Origin of the sequence: Acinetobacter sp. V89_4, assembly GCF_029967875.1 — a bacterium.
Taxonomy (GTDB): domain Bacteria; phylum Pseudomonadota; class Gammaproteobacteria; order Pseudomonadales; family Moraxellaceae; genus Acinetobacter; species Acinetobacter oleivorans.
The window spans coordinates 106,207-133,030 of the sequence record NZ_JASCAI010000030.1 but is presented as its reverse complement, the minus strand read 5'-3'; the positions used below and the strand labels follow the sequence as shown (position 1 = coordinate 133,030).

17 protein-coding genes are annotated in these 26,824 nt (G+C 36.1%); all 17 read left to right on the top strand.

The annotated features are described in order from the left end of the window. Positions 1 to 6: 6 nt before the first annotated feature. Positions 7 to 4,863 (top strand): RHS repeat-associated core domain-containing protein, encoded by a 4,857-nt coding sequence (locus QLG01_RS17995; RefSeq protein WP_282497090.1) that lies wholly within the window; start codon positions 7 to 9, stop codon positions 4,861 to 4,863. After that, the gene (locus QLG01_RS17990; RefSeq protein ID WP_126645849.1) at positions 4,860 to 5,264 is read left to right on the top strand and encodes a hypothetical protein; all 405 of its coding nucleotides are present in this window, start codon (positions 4,860 to 4,862) and stop codon (positions 5,262 to 5,264) included. Before QLG01_RS17995 ends, QLG01_RS17990 begins: the two co-directional genes overlap by 4 nt. Positions 5,265 to 5,479: 215 nt before the next feature. Continuing rightward, on the top strand, positions 5,480 to 8,107 hold the full coding sequence (locus tag QLG01_RS17985) for a type VI secretion system Vgr family protein (protein WP_282497089.1): 2,628 nt from the start codon (positions 5,480 to 5,482) through the stop codon (positions 8,105 to 8,107). A gap of 1 nt (position 8,108) precedes the next feature. Next, positions 8,109 to 9,029, top strand: a complete 921-nt coding sequence (locus QLG01_RS17980; protein ID WP_282497088.1) for a hypothetical protein — start codon at positions 8,109 to 8,111, stop codon at positions 9,027 to 9,029. Beyond that, positions 9,022 to 11,775: a T6SS effector BTH_I2691 family protein gene (locus QLG01_RS17975; protein WP_282497087.1), complete on the top strand. Its 2,754-nt coding sequence runs from the start codon at positions 9,022 to 9,024 to the stop codon at positions 11,773 to 11,775. The genes QLG01_RS17980 and QLG01_RS17975 overlap by 8 nt, the downstream gene beginning before the upstream one ends. A gap of 10 nt (positions 11,776 to 11,785) precedes the next feature. Beyond that, positions 11,786 to 12,520, top strand: a complete 735-nt coding sequence (locus tag QLG01_RS17970) for a putative type VI secretion system effector (RefSeq protein WP_081399337.1) — start codon at positions 11,786 to 11,788, stop codon at positions 12,518 to 12,520. Between the two features lie 51 nt (positions 12,521 to 12,571). Continuing rightward, positions 12,572 to 13,348 carry a putative type VI secretion system effector gene (locus tag QLG01_RS17965; protein ID WP_199944852.1) on the top strand — a complete coding sequence of 259 codons (777 nt, stop codon included), beginning with the start codon at positions 12,572 to 12,574 and terminating at the stop codon, positions 13,346 to 13,348. A 16-nt stretch (positions 13,349 to 13,364) separates the two neighbouring features. After that, entirely contained in the window at positions 13,365 to 14,270 is a 906-nt protein-coding gene (locus tag QLG01_RS17960) for a tetratricopeptide repeat protein (RefSeq protein WP_005304006.1), read from the top strand. A gap of 692 nt (positions 14,271 to 14,962) precedes the next feature. After that, the gene (locus QLG01_RS17955) at positions 14,963 to 15,652 is read left to right on the top strand and encodes a hypothetical protein (RefSeq protein WP_013198292.1); all 690 of its coding nucleotides are present in this window, start codon (positions 14,963 to 14,965) and stop codon (positions 15,650 to 15,652) included. Between the two features lie 16 nt (positions 15,653 to 15,668). Then, entirely contained in the window at positions 15,669 to 16,172 is a 504-nt protein-coding gene (gene tssB, locus QLG01_RS17950) for a type VI secretion system contractile sheath small subunit (RefSeq protein ID WP_003651049.1), read from the top strand. Then, positions 16,165 to 17,646 carry a type VI secretion system contractile sheath large subunit gene (tssC, locus tag QLG01_RS17945; protein WP_004793199.1) on the top strand — a complete coding sequence of 494 codons (1,482 nt, stop codon included), beginning with the start codon at positions 16,165 to 16,167 and terminating at the stop codon, positions 17,644 to 17,646. The genes tssB and tssC overlap by 8 nt, the downstream gene beginning before the upstream one ends. Positions 17,647 to 17,695: 49 nt before the next feature. Further along, positions 17,696 to 18,199, top strand: coding sequence for a type VI secretion system tube protein Hcp (locus QLG01_RS17940; RefSeq protein ID WP_003651052.1), 504 nt, complete (start codon positions 17,696 to 17,698; stop codon positions 18,197 to 18,199). A gap of 78 nt (positions 18,200 to 18,277) precedes the next feature. Further along, complete coding sequence (tssE, locus tag QLG01_RS17935) at positions 18,278 to 18,754, top strand: type VI secretion system baseplate subunit TssE (protein ID WP_002048404.1); 477 nt, start codon at positions 18,278 to 18,280, stop codon at positions 18,752 to 18,754. A 16-nt stretch (positions 18,755 to 18,770) separates the two neighbouring features. Continuing rightward, positions 18,771 to 20,582, top strand: coding sequence for a type VI secretion system baseplate subunit TssF (gene tssF, locus QLG01_RS17930; RefSeq protein ID WP_282497086.1), 1,812 nt, complete (start codon positions 18,771 to 18,773; stop codon positions 20,580 to 20,582). Then, a complete protein-coding gene (tssG, locus tag QLG01_RS17925; RefSeq protein WP_282497085.1) occupies positions 20,546 to 21,544 on the top strand; it encodes a type VI secretion system baseplate subunit TssG in 999 nt (332 codons plus the stop codon). Before tssF ends, tssG begins: the two co-directional genes overlap by 37 nt. Next, a complete protein-coding gene (locus QLG01_RS17920; RefSeq protein ID WP_282497084.1) occupies positions 21,541 to 22,950 on the top strand; it encodes a hypothetical protein in 1,410 nt (469 codons plus the stop codon). Before tssG ends, QLG01_RS17920 begins: the two co-directional genes overlap by 4 nt. A gap of 30 nt (positions 22,951 to 22,980) precedes the next feature. Further along, a complete protein-coding gene (gene tssM, locus QLG01_RS17915; RefSeq protein WP_198307621.1) occupies positions 22,981 to 26,802 on the top strand; it encodes a type VI secretion system membrane subunit TssM in 3,822 nt (1,273 codons plus the stop codon). Positions 26,803 to 26,824 lie beyond the last annotated feature (22 nt).

Sequence of the window (26,824 nt, the reverse complement as noted above, 5' to 3'; positions counted from 1 at the left end):
AATAAAATGTCTGGAAAAACAGAAGTTGTTAAACCATTATCAGAAGTTGCTATTAAAGATGTTAGTCATTCAAAACAAAAAATAGATAATTGGTTAAAAAGTCATACTCATCAAATTGTAACGTTAGACTTGGTTGCAAGTGTAATGGGAACAATTCCAATTATTGGCAATGTCATGGCTGCCATCGATGTAGTTTCCGACATTTGTTATATCTACGATAAAGGTTTTCAAAATGCCGATATTATGGATTGGACCACAATGGGTATCGACCTTATTGGGATTGCGCCTATTCCGGGAACAACAGCAATCCGTACTTCTGCTCGTCCAGCTCTGTTTCTAGTCCGTCAAGAAGTTAAACGTGTGGGTAAAGCTGCTTTAGGTGAAGCAGTTATTGTGGTGATCTCTAACCATTTAAATGATCAGGTTGCAGGGGACATAGAAAAATTCTGCAAAACTGGGTTAAACAAACTAAATTCAATTTTAGCCACTTGTGGTGGAACCGTCCAAAATGCTACTACACAAATTAATGGCGGAATTGTTCGAGTTGTAACAAAAGGCCAAGTATTTACAAATGCAGGCTCAAATACAAACCGCGCTCAACAGCAAGCTGCCGGTGTTATTAAGGGAATAAAAAGTGGTGACTTAACGCGAGCTGGAAAAAATTTAGTTTACATGACCGAAAACTGGGGGAAAGCTCTTATTAAAACAGGAGCAAACTCCAATGCTAAAGTTGTTACTTCTTTAGTTCCTGCACATTTAAAGCAGCCGATATTAAATGTAGGCGCAACGATTAATAAAATTGGTATCACTGCCAATACTAAAATTAAAGGCTTGGGAAATGCAGCGCAGCCGCAAACAATTGGGTGGCTATTTGATGTATTAAGAATGAGTGCCTCTAAATTTAGGAAAAAGAAACCAGCTCAAGTTAAGCCAACTCAAACCACACAAGTTAAACATGACAAGAAAAATAATAAATTAGAAAAGGCGAATACTGAACCCGACGCGACTCATAATGCGAATGCATGTAAAAACTGTAAAGGTGCTGCGACTAAACGATCAATTACTTTTGCCATGGGTACTGAGTTTTTAAACCATACCGATGCCCAAATTCATCCATTATTAATAGAGCAATTTTCGAGAACGTATGTATCAAACTTATATCAGTATGATCAATCGATTTTCGGAGCACGGTGGATTACACCTTTTACAACCAAGATTGCTCGTTGTTCTACTTACAACATAAATGAACCTAAAGAACCGATTGAGCAAGAGGGTTGGGAGTATATTGGTAGCGATGGTCGTCCTGTTCGCTTACCAGAGCTAAAAGTTGGGCAGAGTTACTATGATGAAGTAGAAACTTTTACTTATACAGTTGTCTCACCTGAAATTAGAGCAATTTCATATGGTGTTTCAGAAACTCGCTTTTATCAAAAATATAAAAATGAGTTTCGTTTAGTCTCCATAGAACGTCAAAATGGATTTAGTATCGGACTACGTTATGACTATGAATTAGAAAATGGTGATAGCTATTTATCCGACATTATATTTAAACAGCAACAGCAAACTTTAGCGCATGTAGCATTACAGATTAATGATATGCAGAAAGTTGTTGCAGCTTGGTTGGTTGAAGATGGTCAACTCATTAGACAACTATCAGCATATCAATATAACGAGCAAGGCGATTTAATTAAGGCAACTAATGAGTTTGCTGCTTCTTATGAATATCAATACCAAGTTCACTTATTGACTCGTTATACTGATCTTACTCAAAGAGGAATGAACTTAAAGTGGGATGGCGTTTTACCTAGCTCAAAAGCGATTGAAGAATGGGCTGATGACTATAGTTCCGCTACTAAATTAGATTGGGATGAAAACGTTCGCGTAACTTCTGTTATGGATATCGATGGGAATGTGACTGAATACTATTATGGTATTACGGGTTACACCTATCGAATTATTTATCCAGACAATTTGCAAGAATGGTTCTTTAGAGACCAAGCAAAAAATATAACATCGCATATTGCCACAGATGGAACAGAAACATCGTATACCTACGACGAACGTGGTAATGTCTTAAGTATGGTTCAGGCCGATGGTTCAACCTTCTATTATGAATATGACGAAAAAGATAATCTGACCGGTTTTGTTGACGCTGAACAGGGGCGTTGGTTTAAAGAATACGATGCTTCAGGAAATATAATTAAAGAAATTGATCCGCTGAAGCGTGAAACAGCCTATGCCTACAATGCAATGGGTTTGGTAACTTCCATTAAAGATGCTAAAGGCGGTAAGAAGACACTCAAATATGATGATCAAGGCAACTTGGTTACTTATACGGATTGTTCTGGTAAAGAAACGCACTGGCACTATGATGATCGCGGGCGCGTCAAATTTATTGAAAATGCCTTAAAGCAAAAAGTTGAATATTTCTATACGGAATTAACTGCTGAACCAAGACAGCCTCTAAAAAAAGGCTTACCGCTAAATGCTTTTGGACAGCTCGAAAAAATTAAACATGCTGATGGTGCTGAAGAACATTTTATTCATGACGAAGAAGGTCGCTTATTAGTTCATGTTGACTCTAAAGGACAGCTGACACGTTATGAATATGACGCAGCTGGTTTAATTACCAAGCGTACAGACCCATTAAATCAAACTTTAAAATATCAATGGGACCGCTTGAGTCGCTTAAAACGTTTAATTAATGAAAATGGCGCAAGTTATGAATTTATTTATGATGTTGCGGGTCGATTAGTAAAAGAAATTGATTTTGATGGCAAAGAAACTGCTTATACGTACGATGAATATAATGGTCGTTTAACTAGTAGCATTGAGGTCGCTTCTGCCTATGGTCAAGATTTCAAAGATCGCGCTGCTCCTAAAGACCGTATTCAGCAATTTATTTTTGACAGCATGGGACGTTTAGAACAACGTACAGCAGGATATGGCTACCAAGGACAAGAGCTTGAAGAAAAGCAAACAGAAGAATTTTCTTATGATGGCTTAGGTAATCTAGTTCAGGCTAAAAATGCCGAAACTAACTTGCAATGGTTTTATGATGCAGCAGGTAATTTAATTAAAGAACATCATCAAGATGTTATGACTCAGAAAACTGCGGTGTGGAAACATGTCTATGATGAATTAAATAATCGAACTACAACCATCCGACCAGATGGACAGAAAGTAGATTGGCTGACTTACGGGAGTGGGCATGTCTATGGCATGGCCTTAAATGGTGAAGATGTTGTTAGCTTTGAACGTGATGATTTACATAGAGAGACATTACGTCACTATGCAAATGGTCTTAGCCAACAACAACGTTATGATGAAGTCGGGCGCTTAACTCAGCAATTAATGTTGAGTGGGCATGACAAAGGCTATCAGGCTCAAACTAAAAATAATGCTATCCAGCATACCAACCAATTGATTGAACGCTTATATCATTACGATAAAACAGGTGAGTTAACGCTCATTAAAGATACACGTCGTGGAACTATTCACTATAAATATGATCCTGTTGGGCGTTTATTAGAGGCAACCAGTAAACTTGGGAAAGAGACATTTAATTTTGACCCAGCAAGTAATATTTTAGATCGATATAACAGTACCAAAGAGCAATCCTCACAGCATATTGCCACTGAAAAAGGTCTTGGCTATAACCGTTTAGTAAATAACGTTGTGCAGGAATATCTTGACCAACAATATCAATATGGTGCTTTTGGGCAACTGATTCGACAAAAGTCATCACAAGGTGATTTAAATCTTGAGTGGGATGTGTTGGGACGTCTTGTTCGTAGTAGAAACAATCAATACACGGCGGATTATCGTTACGATGCTTTGGGTCGACGTATTCAAAAAAGAAGTAAGCATCACCATACTGGGCAAGAACAGAACATTATTTATGGTTGGGATGGTGATACTTTAGCTTATGAATCTAGCGCTGATATAACTAAACACTATTTTTACGAAAAAGATAGTTTCGTGCCTTTGTTGCAAGCAGCGTATCATCACCCCATTGAGCTACATCAAACCCAAGACTGGACAGAAAAAACATATAGTATTTATAAAGATCCATTGTGGAATACGGTAAAACAAAGCCAAGGTTTTGATGATGTATGGTTCTATCACTGCGACCATTTAGGCACACCGCAAGAAATGAGTAACCAAACAGGTGCCATTGTCTGGAAAGCTCAATATAAAGCTTGGGGTGATTGTAAGGTAGAACAGGCTAAGTCAGATTTCTTTGAAAATTCAGAGATTGTAAGCAATAACATCCGTTTTCAAGGTCAGTATTATGATGGGGAAACAGGACTTCATTATAACCGTTACCGTTACTATTCGCCGTATGTAGGGCGGTTTATTAGTAAAGACCCGATTGGATTGCTGGGTGGGTTTAATGTGTATTCTTATGCACCCAATCCTAATAATTGGATTGATCCGTTAGGCTTAAGAAGTAGAAACAAAACCTTACCAATTAATGCGAGAAGTCGTAATACTAAAAAGTTAGTAAATTGCATTAATGCAGACGGGAAAAAAGTTAGTGCTGATGATGCTAGAAAAGATGATTTCTTATTTAATAATAAAAATGATGCAATGAATGCTGGATCTAAAATGTTGGGGCCAGGGGCTGTGAGAACTTATAATGAAAAAGGTCAGTGGAATGGTTGGAAAAATGCTAAAGGAGATACTGTATATTGGAATCATGGAGATTGGGGTAAAGGCGTTGGTACCTCAACTTTCCCTCATTTGAATTATGACGTGAGTGGGAAGAAAGGGCACTTATTTATGAAAGACAAAATTGAAAATTCAGGTATGGTAGATGACTTTTATAGTAAATATGAAAAGGCTCGAGGATGTCCATGAGTTTATTAGAAATAACTGAAAACAGTGATGATTCAAAGTTATTGGATTTGAGTTGTGATCAAGATGAAATTACGTTGACGATAGCTCATGATTATTTTGATAAAATTATTCGTATCACTTTTCCTTTTCAAAACTTTTTTAGTAGTTTTTCGAGTAAAAGTGATGGTATATGTTTTTTATCTATTGAAAATATAAAAGACACCCTAAATGTAAAAAATGGAGTTTATATTCCTTCTACAGATTTTGGTGATTTTATGTATGACGTGAGAGAAGGTAATAGCAGTGGATATGGTTTGAGAGAAAGTAAATTTAAAATTTTTTTTAAAGTTATAGGAAGTTTTAAAGTAGTCATTCCTGTTGAAAATTTTGAAAAAATAAAAATTGAATTTCTAAATAATTAGTAGAGGTGTTAATAAATTTATTGGAATACTAAAAAATTAATAATCGTTAAAAGTGAATTAATAGCGTAAGTTGTTAATTCACTTTTTTATATTTATCACGGATATTATTCTCATTCATTCGTGTATTCATATGGTTAAGTTTCTCTTTACAAAATAGACAGATGTTTCTGTATTTTATAAAATAATGCCAATCCTGACAAAATTTTCATAAAAAGATGTTATCTCATATACATAGAATTCTAGAAGATTTGGGTATTAGCTCGCAAAAGCGCGTGCTTCATGTTCAGTTTTCTAATCCATCGTTGAATACTCAAGTCTTTTTACAAAGTATTGAAGGACAGCATCAGCTAAATGAAGGACTAACTGCTGATTTATTTTGTCTTTCTACCAGTGCCCATATTTCATTAAAACAATTTATTGGTTGTCAGGTTGCAGTCGATCAAGTAACTGATCAAGGGCAATTATTTAGAACTACAGGAATTATTACCGAAGCCAGTCAGGGGCAGAGTGATGGTTCATTAACTTTGTATAAACTGAGATTACAAGATCCAACTGCGCTATGGCATAAACGCCGAAATAGCCGTGTATTTATGAATAAAAGTGTACGGGACATTACTGAAATTCTATTTACTGAGTGGCAGAACAAAAGCCCGTTGTTTGCTTCTGCCTTAACTTTGGATTTAAAAAACCTAAGCCAAGACTATGATGTTCGACCTTTTGTTATGCAAAGTAACGAAACGGATTATGAGTTTTTAACCCGACTTTGGCGTAGTGAAGGCATTAACTGGTTAATTGATGAAGCTCAGTTGTTTGCCACTGATAGCTCGGATGAGATTCAATCACAAAAGTTACGTTTAATTGATAATAATGAATCATATTTAGCATTAGACCGAAGAAATATCCGTTATCACCGCAGTAGTGCTGTTGAACAACAAGACAGTATGACAAGCCTTGTACCAACTCGGAGCATGCAATCTACAGCCGTGCATGTGCAACGCTGGCAGGCTGATGCTTTAAGTCAAGAAGAAGGCATGGGAAGTGTTCAGTCAAAGCATAGTCATAGTGCTAATCAGGATAATGCGAGTTTAAGTCTAGAACATGCATGGCATGTCAGTCCTGCTTGGATGCAAGACTTAAATGGAGAAGACCAAGCCACTGCATCGGGTCACCAGCAGCTAGAAAAACTCAATCAGAATCTATCTGATTATTATGCATTTCAATCAAAATATTTCCGTGCACAAACCACGGTACGTGATGCGCAAGTTGGCTATTGGTTTGAATTGGATGAACATCCTGAAATAGATACGCATAGTGGATCAGACAAAGAGTTTCTGATTGTTGGGAAAAGCTTCTATCTGCAAAATAATTTGCCTAAAGATTTGCAACAGCAAATCAATCAACTTTTTAGTCAAAGCCAATGGCAAAACAATCAATCAGGGCTAAATGACCAGACTGAGCGTCAGATTAATGAGCTCATTCTGTCGCGTAGAAATATTAAAACTGTTCCTCAGTACCATCCGTTAGAGCACCGTCCAGCTGCTTACCCGCAGCGCGCTAGAGTGGTGGGCTTGGAAGGCGAAAGTATCCATGTTGACCAATGGGGGCGCATTAAAGTTCGCTTCCTATTTACCCGAACTGACGACCATAGCCATGATGGTGGTGCAGGAAGTAATGACAATGACACTGACTCGGCTTGGGTCGATGTATTAACCCCATGGGCAGGTGAGGGTTATGGCGCACGTTTCTTGCCTCGCGTGGGCGAGATCGTTGTGATCGACTTCTTTGACGGCAACATTGACCGCCCGTTTGTGGTGGGTCGTATTCATGAGGCTGAACGTCACCCAACGCAATTCGACCAGAAAGGGCAGTTACCTGATACTAAAAAACTCAGTGGTATCCGCTCCGAAGAAGTCGACGGTAAAGGTTTTAACCAGCTACGCTTTGATGACACCACAGGGCAAATTAGTGCCCAGCTACAAAGTAGCCATGCGGCCAGCCAACTAAACTTAGGTAATTTAAGTCATCCAAAAGACAAGGCGGAAAGTGATAGTCGTGGTGAAGGTTTCGAGCTACGAACAGACCAGTGGGGGGCAGTCAGAGCAGGCAGCGGCTTACTCCTTAGTACCCACAAACAGGATCAAGCTCAAGGCGTACACCTCAATGCAAATGAGGCCAAACAACAAATAGAAGGTGGCCTCAACAATGCCAAGGCACTCAGTGAAGTTGCTAAAAATCAGCAAACCGACCCGTTAGATATGCTTGAGAATATTCAGACTTTCTTAGAAGTTCTCAAACAAGAAGATCCTAAAAAGGCTGCTGAGTTTCAATCAGCAGTGATGCTGCTGGCATCTCCAAAAAGTATTGCTGTAAGTAGTAATGAAGATATACACCTTAGTGCAAATGGTCAGCTCACTCAAAGTGCTGGAGATAGTATTAATATTAGTACGCAAAAGAATATAGTGAGTCATGCGAGTCAAAAAATAAGTCTATTTGCCGCCCAAGAAGGTGCTCGGATTTTTGCTGGTCAAGGTAAACTAGAAATTCAGGCACAAGGTGATGGTTTAGATGTGATTGCTCGAAAGGGCGTACAAATTACTTCAACTGAAGACACGGTTTTTATTACTAGCCCAACTGAAATTAATCTGACTGTAAGTGGATCTCAAGTTAAGTTGAATGGTTCGGGTATTTTCCCTGTTACGGGCGGTAAGCTTGAGGTGAAAGCAGGGCAGCATTTGTTTATGGGAGGATCATCAATAAATCCACCTGCATTAGATTTACCAGACTGTTCTGCTAAACAGACTCAAGCTGCTCAAAATGGATCAGCAAAAGTGATATTAGACTAAGATGAAGCTTTTATTTTCTAAAGATGAATTAAATTCTAAAAAGTTAAGTAATTTAATATTAAACCTATTTGAACAAAATGGTCATATTAGTTTTTTATGTGATGAGACTTTATTGAATGGATTTTTTGATGAGTTTATCGAAAAGTTAAAAGATTATGAATTGGAACCAATAGAGATTGCAGCTGGCGCTAAAAAAAATAGCCGTCCAGCTCTTTTCTTTATAAAAATAAAAGTGAAAGAAGATCTAGCAAATTCATTAGACTTTATTACTCATACATTATTAATGAATTTAGATCAAAATGAGGATGGTTATTTTATTCATGGATTTAGCAAAATTGTTGATCTAAAAATTGCAGTTCAAACTTTTAAAAAACTTGTTATTGCAAAAGATACAAACAATAAATTTATTTTTCGTTGGTATGATCCACGAGTGTTGGTTTACTTGCCCGCAATAATTGATAAGAAAAGCGAACGAATTGAATCATTTTTAGAGAATTGGCATTTTGTTTTTTTTAACGGTTTGTATGAGGTGAAAATTCAGGAAAAAAGGTCGCTTTTTCCTCTTACTTTTACAAATGCTGAGTCAGCAAAACTAGATTTAATTGAGTTGTCGAATACGGTGATTAAACAATCTCTTATATATGACGAGAAGTTGTTGATTCGTCAGGATGAGATATTGGATTCACTTCATCACGCAATAACACATTATGGAATTTTACATGTAACGGATCTTATTGCTTATGGAATGTATTCCGTTATTTTGCATAGAAATTTTATAAAAAGTCGTTTGATTTCAGCCATACTTGATCATTATTGGGTTGATAGAAGTGAGGCCAACTCATTTACCAAAGCAATGGACTATTTAGAAGAAAATCAATATTCACAAGTTATAAGAGAATGTAAAGAGAGCTACCATGGCTAATGATAAACCGACTTTTGCGAAACAAATGAAAAAATTTGGGACGCCAGCACAACAAGAGCAGAAAGTAGTTCAAAAGTTAGGCGTTAGTCCAAATCCAAGCAAAATTAGTCAGCAGGCTGCTGCATCGACGACTCAGAATAATAAAATACCAGTCACTCAGATGTCTAAAAAGGAATGTACTAACTTTTGTCGCCCTACAGGTATAAATATATTACCTCTTAAATATTCGGTAGCTCGTTTAGGAGTAAAACCATTACCGGCACAATTAGGGGCCAATGTTACTAATGTTTCACTTAAGGAATATAAATATACAGTTCGAATGATTAATTCAGGATATATTTACTTACTCATAAAAAGAAAATCAGGGAAAAAAGAGTGGGTTGCGTATATTACTAATAAGAAGGGGTTTCATCAGGAGTTTGCTATAGGGGGTAAAGCTCCAATTGTTGCTCAAGATTTTGCATGCAATAAAGCTGGACATAGTGCTAACGCTTCTTTAATTACCATTCCTTCTATAAATAATGATGATGCCCAGACGGTCTATTTGCTTCATGCTCACGCTCCACTCACCAAAAAAATGAGAGAACAATTTGAAAAAAATGCTGATCAGTATGCGACTTCAGGCTACTGGCAAAAAATTGATGTAACAAAAGGAGCTGTCCAGCAACATTGTCTTTCTAGTGCCCAGTTAAGTGCTGTTGCATTGCCATTAGAATCATATGGTTCTGCTCGTTGGGGAGCAATAAACAAGAAATTTAGTGAGAAACCGAAAGAGCATATTGGTGTTGCGCTTTATGATCCGATTGGAATTACTTCTAAATTAAATGAAGATCGTAATATATTAAGCTTTAAAGAGATTGATAGTTTCTTAAAAGAAAATAAAGACGGCTTTAGCAACGAACATAAGCTTCAAACTATGACTTTGATTGATAATATGAAGCAAAACTTAGTTGCAAACTCTATTCAGGCAAAGTTCAAAATTATTGATTCAAATGAACAGCAAAGGAAGAAAATTACAGAACCTTATCTTCAAGCAGCGATTCAAAGAGCTGAACGTATGGGTGATAAAAAGGGACTTGAGAATCTTAAAAATTTCGAAAAAAATGCGCCTGCAAAAGCTGCAGCCGAACTTGAAAAACAGAGAGCAGAGGCTGTTAAACAAGCGACTGTGGATGGCGATCATGCATGGAAAAAGTATCAAGCACAGTTAGATCTGAATGGCTTGGAAAAGTTCCGTAAGGATGTCGATAAGAAATCGGAAGAGAGTTATGCTGCTGCGGCTCGCTATGTAGATGATCATTATAACTGGCTGGTTTCTTCTAATCTTTTAAAAGGTCTGTTCTATTTTGACCAGAGTGAGGAATTGAAACAGGGTAAAACACCGAAAGAAAGCAATGGCTTTATTTTTCATGCGGTTATTATGGACTTAATGTATGGAATGAATTTATTGCAAAAAGGGAAAGATTTACTTAATAAATGGATATGTGAAAAAAAAGTTTTGGATAAAAACCTATTCTTGAGAGCCTATTGTTTTAATAACAAAGTCTTGATGGATGAGTATGCCAAGATATTTGAAAGTCCAAGTTCAGCAAAAGACTTACTGGATTATAGTAAACAGAGTTTTAGTATGTTTACCGCAGCCGATGCTGCCTTTGATAGTTGGTTGGGTAGTATTGAGGGGAAAAAATTTATCTCGGCAAATGATTTTAAATGGCCAGATAAACTGTTCTACTGGATATCTTTGATGCTGAATACGGCTCTAAAAGAGTTTGGTGATATACGTTTAAGAACAATAAATATTAGTACAATTACTATAATGGCGCGTGAAGGTGCTCAACGTCATACAGCTCAATTGTTATATTTAAGATCAGGAAATTTGGCTCAACAAATCCCATTGATGAGATTGATGTATAACCTAGAATTTAGAGCTGCTGCAATTTCGTCTTTACCGCAAAGTGGTATGACTTATACTTATCGAAATACTAGGGCGATAGAAATTAAAAACTCAGTATCCTTAGCAGTTAAAGGGCAACCTGATATTACCAAAAATCGAATACTTGCTATCGTAGGTGTTTTTGAGTTACTGAATTTTTATTTCCAATATGATGCTTGGAAATCTGATATTAAAGATAAGCCAGAGCTATCCGTACAATTAGTAGGTTCGATGTTCTCGGTATCTGCTGTTGCATTTGATATGTTAGGTGAGAGTTGGAGCCGTAGAACTGCCACAGGTGCAGCGGCCTCTGCAGCAGCATTTAGATTAACTGCTGGAAGTCTTGGAACTTTAGGTGGAATAACTGGTTTATATGTAGATTCAAAAACCTTAAAAGAGACGAACTCACTTGTTATCCAAACAATGTTATTTACCAGAATTTTGATCAACTTAGGCTTGTCAATTGGACAGGCAGGTGTATTAGCTAGTGCTATTTTACAACATAGCAAAAATGCAGTAATTAAAAGAGTTTTAACTAAATTCACAGCGAATGCTCTAGTCGCATTTTTAATGAGTGCTCGAGTAATTGCTGGATTGAATCTTATAACATTAGGCTTAATTAGCGCAGAAATTTTACTTAAAAAATATGTTTTGGATGATGCAATGGAAGATTGGTGTCAAAAAACAGCTTTTAAATTAGCATCTGACCCTAAAAAAGAGTCAATATTTAAATCTACATCTAGAAATGAAAAAAAATTCCAAACTGCAGATGAAGAATATGAAGAGTTTATGAAAGCGATAGTGAGCGTTTAAAATGTATGAGATGTTAAAATTTGAAGGTCGCATTCAAAGATTAGAGATTTATGATGACTCTTTAAGTGCATTTGGAAAGTCTGGTGATGCTCAAATTGCATCTTCAGCGATTTTGAGTGGTGTGGCAGAAAATGTTTCATTGTCTGCACAAACTGTATTTCTCGCTTCACGTAGTCGTTTACATGTCAAATCAGTTGTTATGGAAATCGATGGTAAAGTTTGCGTAGGGCAATTCCATCGTGCGTTATTTGAACATAATGAATATGTCATTTGTGTCGTAAGACGTCTTGAAAAAAATTTGTATGAACTTTATTCAGTATTGAGCCCTAAAACAGGCTTACTTCATATGCAGGTTGGGATGGGAGCTTCTGTTAAAGCTCATCAGACTTCTATAGCTAAAGGTAGAAATGTTTGGTACGCAATAACAATTTTATTAGGATCTTTAATTTATTTTTGGGCAAGAGGTTTTAATCAGGTTGATATATTAATTTTTTTAGGAGTGGCTATTTTATTTTATTTTATTTTATTTTTTATTATTAAAAATGCATCCAACTCATTAAAACATTTTTCAGAAAAGTCAGAACAAATTTTTAGTTTGTATGGCTTTAAAGATCCGCAAGAGGTTTTTTTATTGCCAAGTCGTTATTTGAGTGAAAAAGATCATTTGTTACTAGAATCCGTATATGAATATAGAAAAGTTATTGAAAGTGATCCATATCCAGAAAGCTATATAGAGCAAAAATAAAAGAATGGGGCCAATAACTAAAGGCTAAAAGGTTATTTAAAGGTAAAGATTTTGAAATTACATCTTCAACTGGTTCAGGGCCCAATCCATTCTCTAGATAAAGCCAAATCTAAAATACCTGTAAATCAGGATGTGGGCGACATCGCAGCAGGTACCGCTTTTGCAGGTGTACTTGCTGGAAGCAGCTCCTTACTTACAAGCTCACCTATTTTATTAATGGCTGGAAAAGCAAAAGATGGTATAACTTTTATAGGTGAAATAGATAAGTATCCATTAGTAGGGCAATTTACGACAGCACGTTTTGAAGAAAATGACGAATTGATTGCTGTAATTAGCGAAAAAACTATTGATGGACGTCATCAAGTTTATGCAATTGTTGATCCTAAATCAGGTCTATTGTATATGATCTATGAAATGGGTCGTTCAGTAAAAATGGGATATAGAGCTATTATGATGCAGACTTGTTTTTTTAGTGCTCTGTCATTTGGCTTGTTCATGGTGATACTTATATTTAGTTTTATCTCTTCTTCTGATTATTCTGGTGAGAGTATAATATTCTTCTTTGAGGCAGTGCTTATAACATTTTTTATTTCATTTTCATTTTCTGCATTCATAAATTATTTTAGTTTTCGAAAATCATACGAGAATTTTGGCAATTTATCTGAACAAATATTTGAAAAATTAGGTTTTGAAAATCCTAAAGAGCAGGATTTTTATAATGATTTTTTAACTGATAATGGTGTTCAGATTAGTGTAATGAAGTATAGAAAAAATTTAAAAGGCCAAGATCCTTATCCAGAAGATTATTTTGATAAGAAAAATTTTTGAAGTAAAAGGTTAATTAATGAAGCTTAGATTGTTTGTCATTACCTTAATATTATTCACATCTGCATGCACTCAAGACAAAGAAGAACACACTCACGGAACTTTGACTAAAGATTATAAAGATGTGTCTGAATACAAGTCTAAACATGATCTGGAAAAGGCTGTGAAGGCAAATGATGCAGAGGCTATTTTTGTATTAGCATCTATGTATGCCACAGGCGAAGGTGAAAAATTTGATCAAAAGAAAGCATTGGAACTATTTGAAAAATCTGCACAACTAGGCTCCTCAAATGCCATGCTTCAATTAGGACTGATTTATCGAAATGGCAATGAAGTTGTTAAAAAAGATGATCAAAAAGCTTTAATTTGGTTTGAAGAAGGAGCTAAAAAGGGAAATCCTTCCGCAATTCACAATGTTGGGTTGGCCTATTACAAAGGTTTAAATGTAAAACAGGATAGAGCAAAAGCTTTTACATATTTTATTCGATCTGCTGAATTAGGACTCATACAATCCCAGACGGTAGTTGCTGCTCAATTATATGTAGGTGATGGTGTCGAGAAAGACATCAAAACATCTTTTAAGTGGTTATTAAAAGCTGCTGAACAGGGAGATCTTGAGTCACAAAACAATGTAGGCTTGGCTTATGAGCGAGGTGATGGTGTAGAGCAAGATCCGCTTCAATCACTTGTCTGGTTTAAACGCGCTGCTGATCATGGACATGCGTTAGCGCAATATAATACTGCTCTTAAGTATTATAATGGTGCAGGTATGAAACAGAATTTAGATGAATCAATCCGATATGCAGAAATGGCTGTACGCAATGGAAATAAATCTGGAGCAGAGTTGTTATTTAATATTTATTCGGATGATAGTAGTTCAAAATTTAGTCCTGAAAAAGCTAATTATTGGAAGTCTAAAATATAAATTTATACTTAAATAAAAGTTCTTTTGAGTGGAAAGGTCTTTTTATTTTTCTCTAACTTAAAACTCGCAATATTCTTTAAAACTATAACGCCAAATAGTTTATTTTTCTTGATATTGAGTGTGGTTTTGAACTATCTAAGAACTTGACCTTAAGAGAAAGATGGTTACTCATAAATCTATGAGTTTTATTGATTCTAATTGCTCTCCCAGAGTGAAATAAAAAATATACCAAATAGACAGATTAGTCTTGACAAGTTAAATTTTATTTACATTGAATTTTACTTTCATAAATTTGAAATGTATCTTTTGCAATCATTTAATCTGTCCAATCGTTTAAATCAAATAAAATATTTTTAAGAAAATGTTTCATAAAACTTAACTAAATGATATTTATGATAATTTTTGGTTTAGTTTTAATTTTTATTTAATGCATAAAAATCAACAACTTATTTTTAATTACAAAAAATAACAATATTATATTTTTATAAGAATAACTTTATTAAGCTATATTTTATAACCATCTTAACTATTTACTTTTAGTTTAAGTTGATATGATTTTTATATAAAATATGTTTGTTTATATGATAAACTGCGCGTAAATTTTTTGAATATAAGGTTTTTAGACTGATTTTTTAATGTTTTATTAATATTAACTTTTCAGTAAAGCCTTGAATAAATAAGAAAACAGAGGAATGAAAGTTGTGTTGAAACGAAGTATTTTGATACTTTCTCTGACTGGAAACATTATCGGTCTATCAGGTGCTCATGCAGCAGAACTTGAGCCTGTAAAACTTAAAAAAAGTTGTATTAAAAAAAATCCTTTAGCAGAAGGTCAGAATGACCCTGAGCTATTGAATATTTTTAAACAAGTTTGTGATAGTGATAATACGACTCAAAAAAATGATTTATTAGCTAAAGCAGCTATGCGCTTTTATCAAACCAATCAACCAGTTAAAGCATTAAATTTGGCAAGTCAATTGCAAAGTCAAAATATACGCGGTTCATTAATAACAGATGTTTTATTTTTATCTGGTGTAAGCATTGCAAATAACTCTTTGCAGCAAATGCGAAGTCAGGAAATGCGTTATTTAAGCAATGATGTAACTTATCCACCCGCTAAACAATTAATTGAAAATATCCATACTTCAATGCCTGCGCCAGATATTTCAAATGTTAAGGCGGCTACAGAAGGTGGCTCAGTTGATAATGAAAGAAGAAGTTATAGAAAACAAACTGTAACCCGCAACAGAGTTACAGCTTCCAGAGCAGCAACAAAACGAGTAGCAACTCCAGCAAAAGCAACTGCGGTTAAACCAAAAACTGCCCCTGTAGCCAATGTTAATAAATCAAAAAGTTCGCCTTTTGACCCTTTAATTAAATAATCAGGAATAGAATCTTATGGCTAAGAGAGAAAGCGTACAAAAGAAGCTTCAGCGAATTCGACCTCCACGTGTTCAGCTTACATATGATGTCGAAATTGGTGATGCAAAAGAAGCGAAGGAACTACCATTTGTTGTTGGTGTGATGGGTGATTTTTCGGCAGCTTCTGAGCTTGAACGTACAAAATTAAAAGATAAAAAATTCATTAATGTCGATTTAGATAATATTGATGAAGTTATGGAGTCATTGTCTCCAAGAGCTGCTTTTCAAGTAGATAATACGCTGACTGAAGAGGGCGGAAGAATTGCAGTTGATTTAACATTTAAGTCAATGGAAGATTTTCGCCCAGAAAATGTTGTTCAACAGGTTGACCCATTAAAGAAACTTGTTGAAGCACGTGAGCGTTTAACAGATTTAAGAAATAAGATTTCTAACAGTGAGCGTTTAGAAGACTTACTTGATGAAGTGCTTAAGAGTACTGATCAAATCCGTAAATTAAGTGCGGAGGCTGATCATGAATAATGCTCAATCGGCAGCAATGCCTCTTGCTGAAAATGAACAAGTTAATCTTCTAGACTCGATTGTTGAAGAGAGTCGTATTGCTCGAAATGAAGAAGAACATTCGCGTGCAAAAAGCTTAATCGGTGAACTTGCTAAAGAAGTAATGGCAGGAACAATTACAGTTTCTGAAAATATGACTTTATCAATCGATAAGCGTATTGCAGAAATTGATGCTCTGATTTCAAATCAATTAAGTCAGATCATGCACAATGAGCAATTCCAAAAGATTGAGTCAACTTGGCGTGGTCTTTACTACTTCTGTCAAGAAACACCTTCTAATCCTCTCATTAAAATTCGTATGTTGAATACGACTAAAAAAGAGCTGGTAAAAGATTTTCAAGGTGCTACAGACTTTGATCAAAGTACTTTGTTCAAAAAAATCTATGAAGAAGAATATGGATCTTTTGGTGGTGCACCATATTCGGCACTGATTGGTGATTTCGAATTTGACCGTACGCCTTCTGATATGTATTTGCTTGAGCAAATCTCTCATGTTGCTGCAGCGGCACATGCACCGTTTATTTCGGCGGCTAGTCCAAGCATTCTTGGTCTTGAATCATTTACAGATATTGATCGCCCTAGAGATGTGTCGAAAATCTTTGAAACAGCTGAATATGTTCAATGGCGTTCATTCCGTGACAGTGAAGATGCTCGTTATGTCGCTTTAACCTTGCCGCATGTGCTTGGTCGTCTTCCTTATCATCCAAAGGAAGGAACTGCTACAGAAGGGTTTAATTTTGCTGAAGATGTTTCGGGTGCAAACCATAACGAATATTTGTGGATGAATGCTGCTTATGCTTTCGGTACTCGTTTAACAAATGCATTTGATATGCATGGTTGGTGTGCTGCAATTCGTGGTGTTGAAGGCGGTGGTTTAGTAGAAGGCTTACCTGTTCATACGTTTAAAACACAAGATGGCGAAGTGGTATTCAAGTGCCCAACAGAAATTGCGATTACTGATCGCCGTGAAAAAGAATTAAGCGATTTGGGCTTTATTCCTTTAGTGCATTGTAAGAATACCGATTACGCTGCTTTCTTTGGCGCGCAATCAACTCAAAAACCTAAAAAATATGACAATGATACAGCAAATGCTAACTCTGCTTTATCAAGTCAAATTCAGTACATCATGGCCGTTTCACGTATTGCTCATTATTTAAAAGCAATGATGAGAGACAAAGTGGGTAGCTTTGCTTCTGCTGGAAATGTTGAAGCATTCTTAAATGAGTGGTTGTCACAGTATGTATTACTTGATGATGGTGCTTCTCAAGAAGCAAAAGCTCAATACCCTCTACGCGAAGCGTCTGTAAAAGTTGTAGAAGATCCTGCTCAACCAGGTCACTACAAATCTGTGGTTTTCTTGCGACCACACTTCCAGCTGGATGAGTTGTCAGTTTCTTTGCGACTTGTTACTGAGTTACCTCAGTCCTCAAATTAATAAAGGTCAGCGAAAGAATAACTTTAAATTACAAATAGGAAAGTTCTAAATGAAAGATATATACGTTGAGTTTCGCGGTAAATATAAAGTTGATGGCGAGTCTCGTGACTCTGAGCACAAAGGCTGGTTAGAAGTTAACTCTTGGTCTCACAACATTCGTCAACCTAAATCTGCTACTTCAAGTAGTGTTGGTGGTCATACTGCTGAGCGTGTTGAACATTCAGATATGCTTTTTATTAAAGACCTAGATGCAACTAGCCCGAAATTATGGGAAGCATGTTCAGCTGGTTATACATTTGATGAAGTACAAATTGATTTTTATCGTGCAAATGGCGATAAACGTATCAAGTACTTACAAATTAAATTGAAGCATGTTCTAGTTTCTAGTGTAACTCCAACTGTTAACGAAGAAGGTGTTCCAACTGAAGCGTTTGGTTTGAAATACGCAGCTGTTGAGTGGACTTATAACCAACAAGATATTAACGGTACTGCTAAAGGTGCTGTTACTAAGAAATGGTCACTTTCTAATAATACTGCTTCTTACGCAGCATAATTATCTAAGTGAATATTTGGTGGAGGCTGACATAAAGTTAGCCTCTGCTGTCTTTAAGCATGCTTGTTGTGAACTCGAATGAATTTAGATCGGCTTTATCCATACGGATTTCGTTCAACTTTGTTTGATCGCTTAATTCCTGAAAGTGAAGATTATGCAAAGGGTCTTTCTATTCAGCAGTTAAGAGAATCGGTAGCAAAAGATTTAGAAGACTTGCTGAATAGTCGAGTCGCTAAATTGGATCATGTGGTCGATGATTATCCGCTAGTTAAAAAATCTATACTTCAGTTCGGGATTATTGATTTTGTGGGGCTTTCTACAGCCAATCCGCTAGATCGAGACAAGATTTGCCAATCCATTGAACAATCAATAGCAGCTCATGAACCTAGATTAAGACAAATACGGGTAGAGATGTTGTTGGATGGACATAATATGGGGGCACTATGTTTAAGTATTCAGGCTTATCTAAATATTCATCCACTGTATGAACCTGTCGTTTTTGATGCATTGCTAAAACCGACAACGCAGCAATATGTAATTTCAGCGAGAACCTAAGCGTAGTGGGTGTGTTGTGATAGAAGAGCTTTTACCGTTTTACGAAAAACAACTACAAGAATTTGGTCAGCAATCTCGTGAATTTTCACAAAAATATCCGAAAATTGCTCAGCGCTTATCTTTAAATCAAGAGCAGATTGATGACCCGCATATTGAGCGTCTTATACAGGCGTTTTCATTAATTGCTGCCCGCATTGATAAAAAGCTTGCTGATAGCTATGACGTATTTACACGTTCTCTATTTGAGGTGATGTTTCCTCAATACTTACGTCACTTTCCTGCTTGTTCGGTGGTCAGTTTCGAAGATATAAATAAGATAAAGCAGCTCACAGAAGCACATATTGTTCCTGCGCACACTGTCTTAAAGTCGCGTAGTTTTAAAGGGGTTCAGTGTGAGTTCAATACTACACAAGAAGTCAAATTACTCCCGATAAGCTTGCAAGTGCTAGAGTTTAAAAGTACACCTAGTGCACATATGCATTTAAGTCAAAATGCGACTTTAAATTTTAAATTCGAAATTTTTAACAATGCTCATCTATGTTTAAAAGATGAAAAACTACCTATTTATTTAGATGCAATTTCTAATTTTCCACTTCAAGTACTAGACAGTATTTTTAAGAAGGGGACAACTTTTGCTATTAAAATAGGGCAGAAAGTTGTTGAGCTGAATAAAAATCCATTTGAATTAACTGGCTTTTCAGAGCAAGAAAGTCTATTGCCTCTCGATCAGCATACTCACCATGCTTATCGTTTGCTGATGGAATATTTTTGTTTTCCTGAAAAATTTAATTATCTAAAACTCGATTTAAGTTTTTTAAAGCTTCTATCTTTAGAAGAGAGTGGTTTTGAGCTGCTTATACATTTTAAATTAAATTTAAATGATCAAGCCGTAGTCCGAAATTATTCTGAATTAAATATCGCTAATTTTAAATTATTTACTACACCAGTCATTAATTTATTTGAAAAATACGCTGAACCTCAAAAAATTGTACATAAGCAATTAGAATATCCGCTGATTACAGATGCTCATCATCCTGAGTTTTATCAAGTCTATTCAATTACTGAAATGAATATGGTTCGTGAAAAAACGAGTCAAGAAGAAAGCTGTGTTCCTGTACTACCTTTTTTCGCGATGAGTCACTACCATGTTGATAAGGCTCGTTTTTTCTATTCAGTGAACTATCAAAAATTACAACCCAATTTCGTCGAAATGGGGTATTCAATTATTTCTAAAAATCTAAATCCTTCGTCAACACGTTCGGATTTTATTAGCACAAAATTATTATGTTCAAATCGTGACTTACCACATGAGGCATTGGGTCAGTCTAATAATATATTGAACCTCAATGATAGTAGTTTGGCTCGCCGTGCGATTGTTTTAAAAAGACCTACAAAACCATATCAATTTGGTCAAAGTCAGAGTGAGCAGTGGCGTGTTATTTCGCACCTTTCATTGAATAGTTTAGCTTTAATGAAAGGTGATGCGGTATCTCCTATTAAAGAGTTACTTGCTTTATACAACTTACCATTGTCAAAAGAAAATTATTTAATTATTGAATCAATTAAGCATCTTGAATTTTCACTTACTCACAAACTTGTAGATGGAAAGCCATTTCCAATGTTTGTAAGGGGTGTGAAGGCCGAATTGCAAATTGATTCATCTGTATTTAGAGGGCATAGCCTATACATTTTTAGCCAATTGTTAAGTCGTGTTTTTAATTTAAAGGTTCAAATTAATAGTTTCGTTGATTTGGTTGTTAAGGATTATTCATCTCAGCAGGAGTTATACCAATGCAGTCAGAACGTTGGTGGCAAGACTCTTCTATAACAGCTGAGCTCTTTACAAAGCCAAAGTCTTTTGAATTTATTCAAGCAACACGGCTATTAAGACACGATTCAAGTCGCACATTTGGTACATCTTGGGGTGATCATTTTAAGTTTGAGACATCCTTTAATTTAAATTTTCCTGCTACAGAAATTGAAAATTTAGAATTAACGGACGAGCGGATTTATATCACGAATTTAATTGTTGGTCTTACGGGCATACAAGGCGCTTTACCGTATACGTATACGAACAAGATTAAACAAGCTTCGCGTCAGCAAAGAGCTGAAACTAAAGAGTTTCTGAGCTTATTTAACCATAAGCTTACTGCTCAATATGTAGAGTCGAGCATTACCTATAATTTGCCGATTCGATATGAGATCGAGCATAAAAATGATTATCTCGATATTTTGCATGCGTTGAATGGCTATGTACGGTCACAACATCAGCAAACAGAGCTTGATGACTATTTTGCAGAGTTTTCTGGATTAATGCAGGGCCAGAATAATACAGTTCATGCCTTAAAAACGATGCTGTCGTGTATTTTTAAGCATGAAATTACGATTAAAGAGTTTATACAAGAATCTTTTAAGTTAGCGAGTGACCAATTAACCACTTTGGGTGGAGCTCAGCCGAGCCTACTTGGTGTTAATACATTTTGTGGTGAAACCATTCAGCAAATTGATGGGAAAATTGAAATTCAAATTGGGCCATTAAAGCGTCAGCAATATCTCAGTTTTTTACCAAATCAAGAGTTAAGTTTAAAGCTTAAAAAAATTGTAGAAACTTGGTGCAGTCCAACTTTATCAATAGATCTTCGACTCGTATTGGATGAGTCAGAAATACAACCTATTTGTCTCACTCACCCTAATCAGAATGGTTTGGGGCAAGGTTCTTTTCTTATATCACGAGAACCGAAAGTACATAGCCATGAAACATGTTATAGCCTTATTGGAGAGCGAATATGATTAAAAAAATATTACTCTCGTTCATCGCTATTTTTGCATTAGTTAGTGGATTTATTATTTTCTACTGGCGTGATGTTCAATATAACCCTGATAAGGGTGATTTTTTCCTTTATTTCCTGCTATTACCAGCAATTATTACCTTGGTGATTTTATCGCCATGGTTAATTTATAGCGCTTATAAAAATTATAAAGAAAAGAAAGAACAAGCTATAAATCAAGATAAAGATGATACTAACCAAAAACAAACTGCAGTAACCGATGCACCACTCGAACAGCTAGATTTTAATATTTACTCTTCTTTTGCTGTGCATGCATTTGGTGAGAATGAAAGCATTATTGCAGAGCTACAAAACTTTAAAAGTCCAGAGCTGGATGATCAACTGTTAAATTCTTATGGATTGCCTCTTTTATCTTATCGTATTAAAGCCTTTGATGAAGATAATCATGAGGAGAGCGAGTATGCATCTCCACGACAAGTTCGTATGATGTCATTAATAAAACAGCAATTAGAACAAAATATAGAAAACTTATATCTTCTTGCAGAGCATTTAAAACGTTCAACTTTATTTTATGAGTCGCAGCAAGCACGTGAATATCATATGCATCCGGCATGGGTTGATCCTGAGTCTGAATATGATGATGTTCAAATGCCGATAGTCGAAGTTTATCGATTAAATCGCTTAAATCTACATATCCTTCTTTCGGAGGATTTATTACATATCTGGAATGATGAACAAAGTAATGAATTAATTTTAGAGTTTTTTGCTGAGATCGGCATTCCTGCTCAAAAGATCCATATTGAATATCATTTTTTTGGAGAGCAACTGGCTTATCAAGAGCTGATACACCTATTAAAGAGTATTCATAAAAGAGAACATGAGATGTTCTTTTTGCTCGTAGCCGATTCCGAAATTGATCAGGATCTAGTCGATGAAAAGTCTTGGATGATTAAAGATTATATTCCTGCTGAATTTGCAGCAAGCTGTTTACTGGCAGATCCTTTAGTGAAAATTCAAGAATTAGAGCCGACTAAAAATCTGAAAGTTGTTGTAGGCCAACAAGATATAGCAAAGCTTTTTTCTAATTTTGAATTTCATGATTTACCTCAGCATGAAGGTGAGGAACCTTATGTGCTGATATTGTCAGATCAGACCGATATAAAAGTTTCGAAAAAATTGCAGCAGCACTTTCTTCAAACACCTGTAGAACCACATCACTATATTTATGTGAAATCTTCATTAGGGCATACCCAACATTTAGCTGATATTTATGGCTTTATGCTGAGCATGCATTTCCCTGAACATATCATTCCTTTTGTCTTTGGTGAAAATACGGTGTCAGCACATACATTTGTGCAAAGTGTCACTGAAAATTCAGAAGATGATGTGATGGTGTTGAATAACTAATTTAAACTTTGGACTTAGAACGAGAATAGAATGCATACAATTTTAGGCTACTTGTGGCAGTACATCACGAATCCTAAAGCAATTATCGCCTTGTCATTGTTCGTGGCATTGATGTCTTCATATACTTCAATTCCTCGTCATATATTCTGGGCTTTAGCAACTGCCTATGCTTTGGGTCTTATTGTTTATGGTATCTATTGGCTTATTCAACGAAGAAAGCATGCTGCTCAGGGCGAAGAGCTAGCTGAAGCAATTGAAAAAGACAACCAAGCTGAATATGGCAAAAATAAAGATAAAGAAGAGCTTCAGCTTGTTAGTCAACAAATGAAAGAATCAATTCAACTGATTCGTAAATCTAAGTTGGGTGATAAAAAAGGGAATGCTGCATTATATGAGCTTCCTTGGTATATGGTTATTGGTAACCCCGCCGCAGGTAAAAGTTCAGCTATTTATAATTCTGGTTTAAAGTTTCCTTTCGAAGAAACGCATCAAAAAATGGTATCTGCTGGTTTAAGCGGTACTCGAAATTGTGACTGGTTTTTCTCTACAGAAGGTATTTTACTCGATACGGCAGGCCGTTATTCTGTTTATAGCGAAGATCATTCTGAGTGGTTAGGTTTCTTAAATATTTTAAAAAAGAACCGTTCCAAAGCTCCGGTCAATGGTTTGATTTTAATTGTTAGTATTGCTGAGCTAATTAGTCAAAGTCCTGAAAATTCGTTAAAGCTTGCTAAAAATTTACGTGCTCGTATTCAAGATCTAACAGAACGTCTAGAAGTCGTGGTACCTGTTTATTTGGTCTTTTCAAAGATGGACTTGATTGCAGGTTTTACCGAGTTTTTTGAATTTTATGAAGCTCAAGAATATAACCAAGCTTGGGGAGCAACGCTTCCATATGAGCAGAGTTCTTCTCATAACGCGGTAGATTTATTCGAAAAACATTACACCATTCTTTATGATGGTCTAAAAGGGGTAAGTTCGACTCATTTAAGTCGTCGTCATTCGCAAAATATCTCACCAAGTGTAATGACCTTCCCATTAGAATTTAAAACATTAAAACCAGCTTTAAAAAGCTTTATCGGTACACTTTTTGAAGATAATCCATATCAATTTCAACCTGTTTTCCGTGGGTTTTACTTCACCAGTGCTTTGCAGGAAGGTGTCATTGAAAGTCCAATGACAGAACAAATCGCACAAGAATTTCAGCTTACTCAAATTGCACAAAGTGATTTAAAAGATCATTCAAAAATTACGCCTAACCATGGTTATTTCTTAAATGGTCTATTTTCAGATGTTATTTTGAAAGATAAAGATCTTGTTAAACAGCATGTAAATACGGGTAGAAAACGTCAACGCTACATTGCATTTATTGGTGCTCTAGCTGGCGTTTCAATTATTCTTGGTGTGTGGGTTTGGTCTTATCGTAATAACCAACAATTAATTGGTGAAGTTCAAGCTGATTTAAATAAGGTTGTTCAATTAGAAAGAGCTTCTGGTCAGCAACTGTCTACCCAATTAGAAGCTTTACTTATTCTTCAAAGACGTCTACAGCAGTTAGATGAGTTTGACGAAAATAGACCACTTAAGTTTAGTTTTGGTTTATATCAGGGCAATGAGCTTCGTGAAAAGCTAAAAGCTGAATATTTAAAAGGTGTTAAGCAAATTGTATTAACACCGACACAGCAAAATATTGCTCAATATTTGCAACGCGTAAAAAATAATGAAGCGACATTAAAAGCGAATCACACGAATGTTGAAATCAAGCAAACTGCTCAGACTCAACAATATTTAGAACCTTCAGATACCAATCCTCAAGATGCTTATAATGCATTAAAAGCGTATTTAATGATGAGTAATCCACAATACATGGATGCAAGTCATCTGAGTGATCAGGTTACACGTTTCTGGCGTTCTTGGTTAGACGCAAATAAAGGTCAAATGCCACGTGCAGATATGATTCAGGAAGCTGAACAAATCTTGTCGTACGCAATGACTTTGGCAAATGATAAGCAATTCCCAGTTTTAGATGCAGATTCGCAAATTGTTGATCAAACACGCCAAGTATTACTCTCTGTTGTTCGAGGAATGCCGGCGCGTGATCGTGTTTATAACGAAATAAAAATGCGTGCAGCAGTACGTTTTCCTGCATTGACTGTAAGTCAGATTGTGGGTGAAGCAAATAAAAATGTTGTATTAGGTAGTTATGCATTACCGGGTGTGTTTACCCAAAAGGCATGGAATGACTATGTAGAAAAAGCGATTGAAGAAGCCGCAGATAAGCCAACAGATAGTAAAGATTGGGTGTTAAATAGCCGTCAATCTGATGATTTAACTTTCTCAGGTAGTCCAGAGCAAATTAGAAAGCAACTGACAGCACTCTATAAGCAAGAATACATTGCGGAATGGAGAAAATTCTTAAATGGTATTCATTATGCTAAGGCTGCCCAATTCCCTCAGCAAGTAAAAAATATTGATGTTTTAGGTGAGCCACAGAACTCTCCAATTAGAACATTAATTGAAAGAGTTGCAATTGAAACAAACTGGGATAATCCAGTTGTACAAGCTGAGTTGGCAGCTCCACAAAAAGGATTTATTGCATGGTTTAAACGTAAGGTTTTAAATCATGATGATAAGGCTGCTAATCAAGTGGCAACTAATGCTCAGGGCGCTATTTCTCAAGAATACCAAATGTTCTATCAGTTGGTTCGCAAACGTGATGATCAACAGGGTAAATCATTACTTGATGAATATATGACAAATTTAGCCCTTGTTCGTAGTAAGTTTAATGAGCTTAAGAATGCAGGGGAAGTTGGGCCTAATGCGATGACATTAGTCAAGCAAACCCTGAATGAGCAAACTTCTGTATTTAACCAAACGCAAAAAATTGTAGATGAAAAAATGGCGGTTGGTTTTAGTGAAATTGATCAGCGATTACTACAAAAATTAGTAGTTAGCCCACTGACACAGGCTTTCGAGAGCTTAATTACGCCAACACAAGACGAAATTAATAAATTATGGGTCATGCAAGCCTATCAGCCATTTACAGCAAATCTTGCTAAGAAATATCCATTTAATTCATCAGCTTCTTTGCAAGCGACAAGTAGTGAAATTGGACAAATCTTGGGCGAAAACGGTAGCATTTCTCGTTTTGTAAAAGAAAATCTTGATCCATTTGTGATTCGTCGTGGTTATACATTAACGTCTAAGACATGGAAGGATTTAGGAATTAGTTTAAATCCTCAATTTGTGATGAATTTCCAAAGATACGTTACGCCATCTAATGGCATGGCAACAGGTGAGTTGAATAGTCAAGCTCCAGCAGCACCTGCAACTAATCAATCTAACTTCCAGTTCTACCCAATTCCAAATCCACAATTGCTTTCATATACCGTGGATATTGATGGTCAGCGCATGACTTATGAGAACGGTGTGCAACAGTGGGTGAACTTCATTTGGCCAAATCAAGGCAGTATTCCAGGTGCTCGTATTACCGCTGTAGATTTACAAGGTCAAACGCATACGATTTTTGATGAGCCAGGTGAATACGGTATTAACCGCTTAATTGATAGTGCTCAGCGTAAAGAACAAAATGGCGGATTTGAAATGCTTTGGCGTAGTAAAACCGACCCATCATTAGTTGTAAAAATGAATTTCCGTCTAATCAGCAGTAATTCAGGCAGTATTGGTTCAAGCCGTGGTTATGCAGGTATGCAACTAGTGGATAAAGTCACTGCTGATAAAGCAGCTCGTGTGGTGTCTGCTCAGCAGGCGCCAGCTCAAGCAGCTGCTCCAGCAAAAACAGAAAATCCTGTTTCAGCACTTGCTCAGCCTTCTGCGGGAGTTAAACCATGACATGGAAAATAACCTCTATGCG

Coding starts and splice junctions, on each gene's coding strand:
- QLG01_RS17960 (WP_005304006.1), top strand. CDS start 13,365: ATGAAGCTTAGATTGTTTGTCATTACCTTAATATTATTCACATCTGCA.
- tssE (WP_002048404.1), top strand. CDS start 18,278: ATGAATTTAGATCGGCTTTATCCATACGGATTTCGTTCAACTTTGTTT.
- QLG01_RS17975 (WP_282497087.1), top strand. CDS start 9,022: ATGGCTAATGATAAACCGACTTTTGCGAAACAAATGAAAAAATTTGGG.
- QLG01_RS17955 (WP_013198292.1), top strand. CDS start 14,963: ATGAAAGTTGTGTTGAAACGAAGTATTTTGATACTTTCTCTGACTGGA.
- QLG01_RS17980 (WP_282497088.1), top strand. CDS start 8,109: ATGAAGCTTTTATTTTCTAAAGATGAATTAAATTCTAAAAAGTTAAGT.
- tssB (WP_003651049.1), top strand. CDS start 15,669: ATGGCTAAGAGAGAAAGCGTACAAAAGAAGCTTCAGCGAATTCGACCT.
- QLG01_RS17995 (WP_282497090.1), top strand. CDS start 7: ATGTCTGGAAAAACAGAAGTTGTTAAACCATTATCAGAAGTTGCTATT.
- QLG01_RS17985 (WP_282497089.1), top strand. CDS start 5,480: ATGTTATCTCATATACATAGAATTCTAGAAGATTTGGGTATTAGCTCG.
- QLG01_RS17920 (WP_282497084.1), top strand. CDS start 21,541: ATGATTAAAAAAATATTACTCTCGTTCATCGCTATTTTTGCATTAGTT.
- tssM (WP_198307621.1), top strand. CDS start 22,981: ATGCATACAATTTTAGGCTACTTGTGGCAGTACATCACGAATCCTAAA.
- QLG01_RS17970 (WP_081399337.1), top strand. CDS start 11,786: ATGTTAAAATTTGAAGGTCGCATTCAAAGATTAGAGATTTATGATGAC.
- tssG (WP_282497085.1), top strand. CDS start 20,546: ATGCAGTCAGAACGTTGGTGGCAAGACTCTTCTATAACAGCTGAGCTC.
- QLG01_RS17990 (WP_126645849.1), top strand. CDS start 4,860: ATGAGTTTATTAGAAATAACTGAAAACAGTGATGATTCAAAGTTATTG.
- tssC (WP_004793199.1), top strand. CDS start 16,165: ATGAATAATGCTCAATCGGCAGCAATGCCTCTTGCTGAAAATGAACAA.
- QLG01_RS17940 (WP_003651052.1), top strand. CDS start 17,696: ATGAAAGATATATACGTTGAGTTTCGCGGTAAATATAAAGTTGATGGC.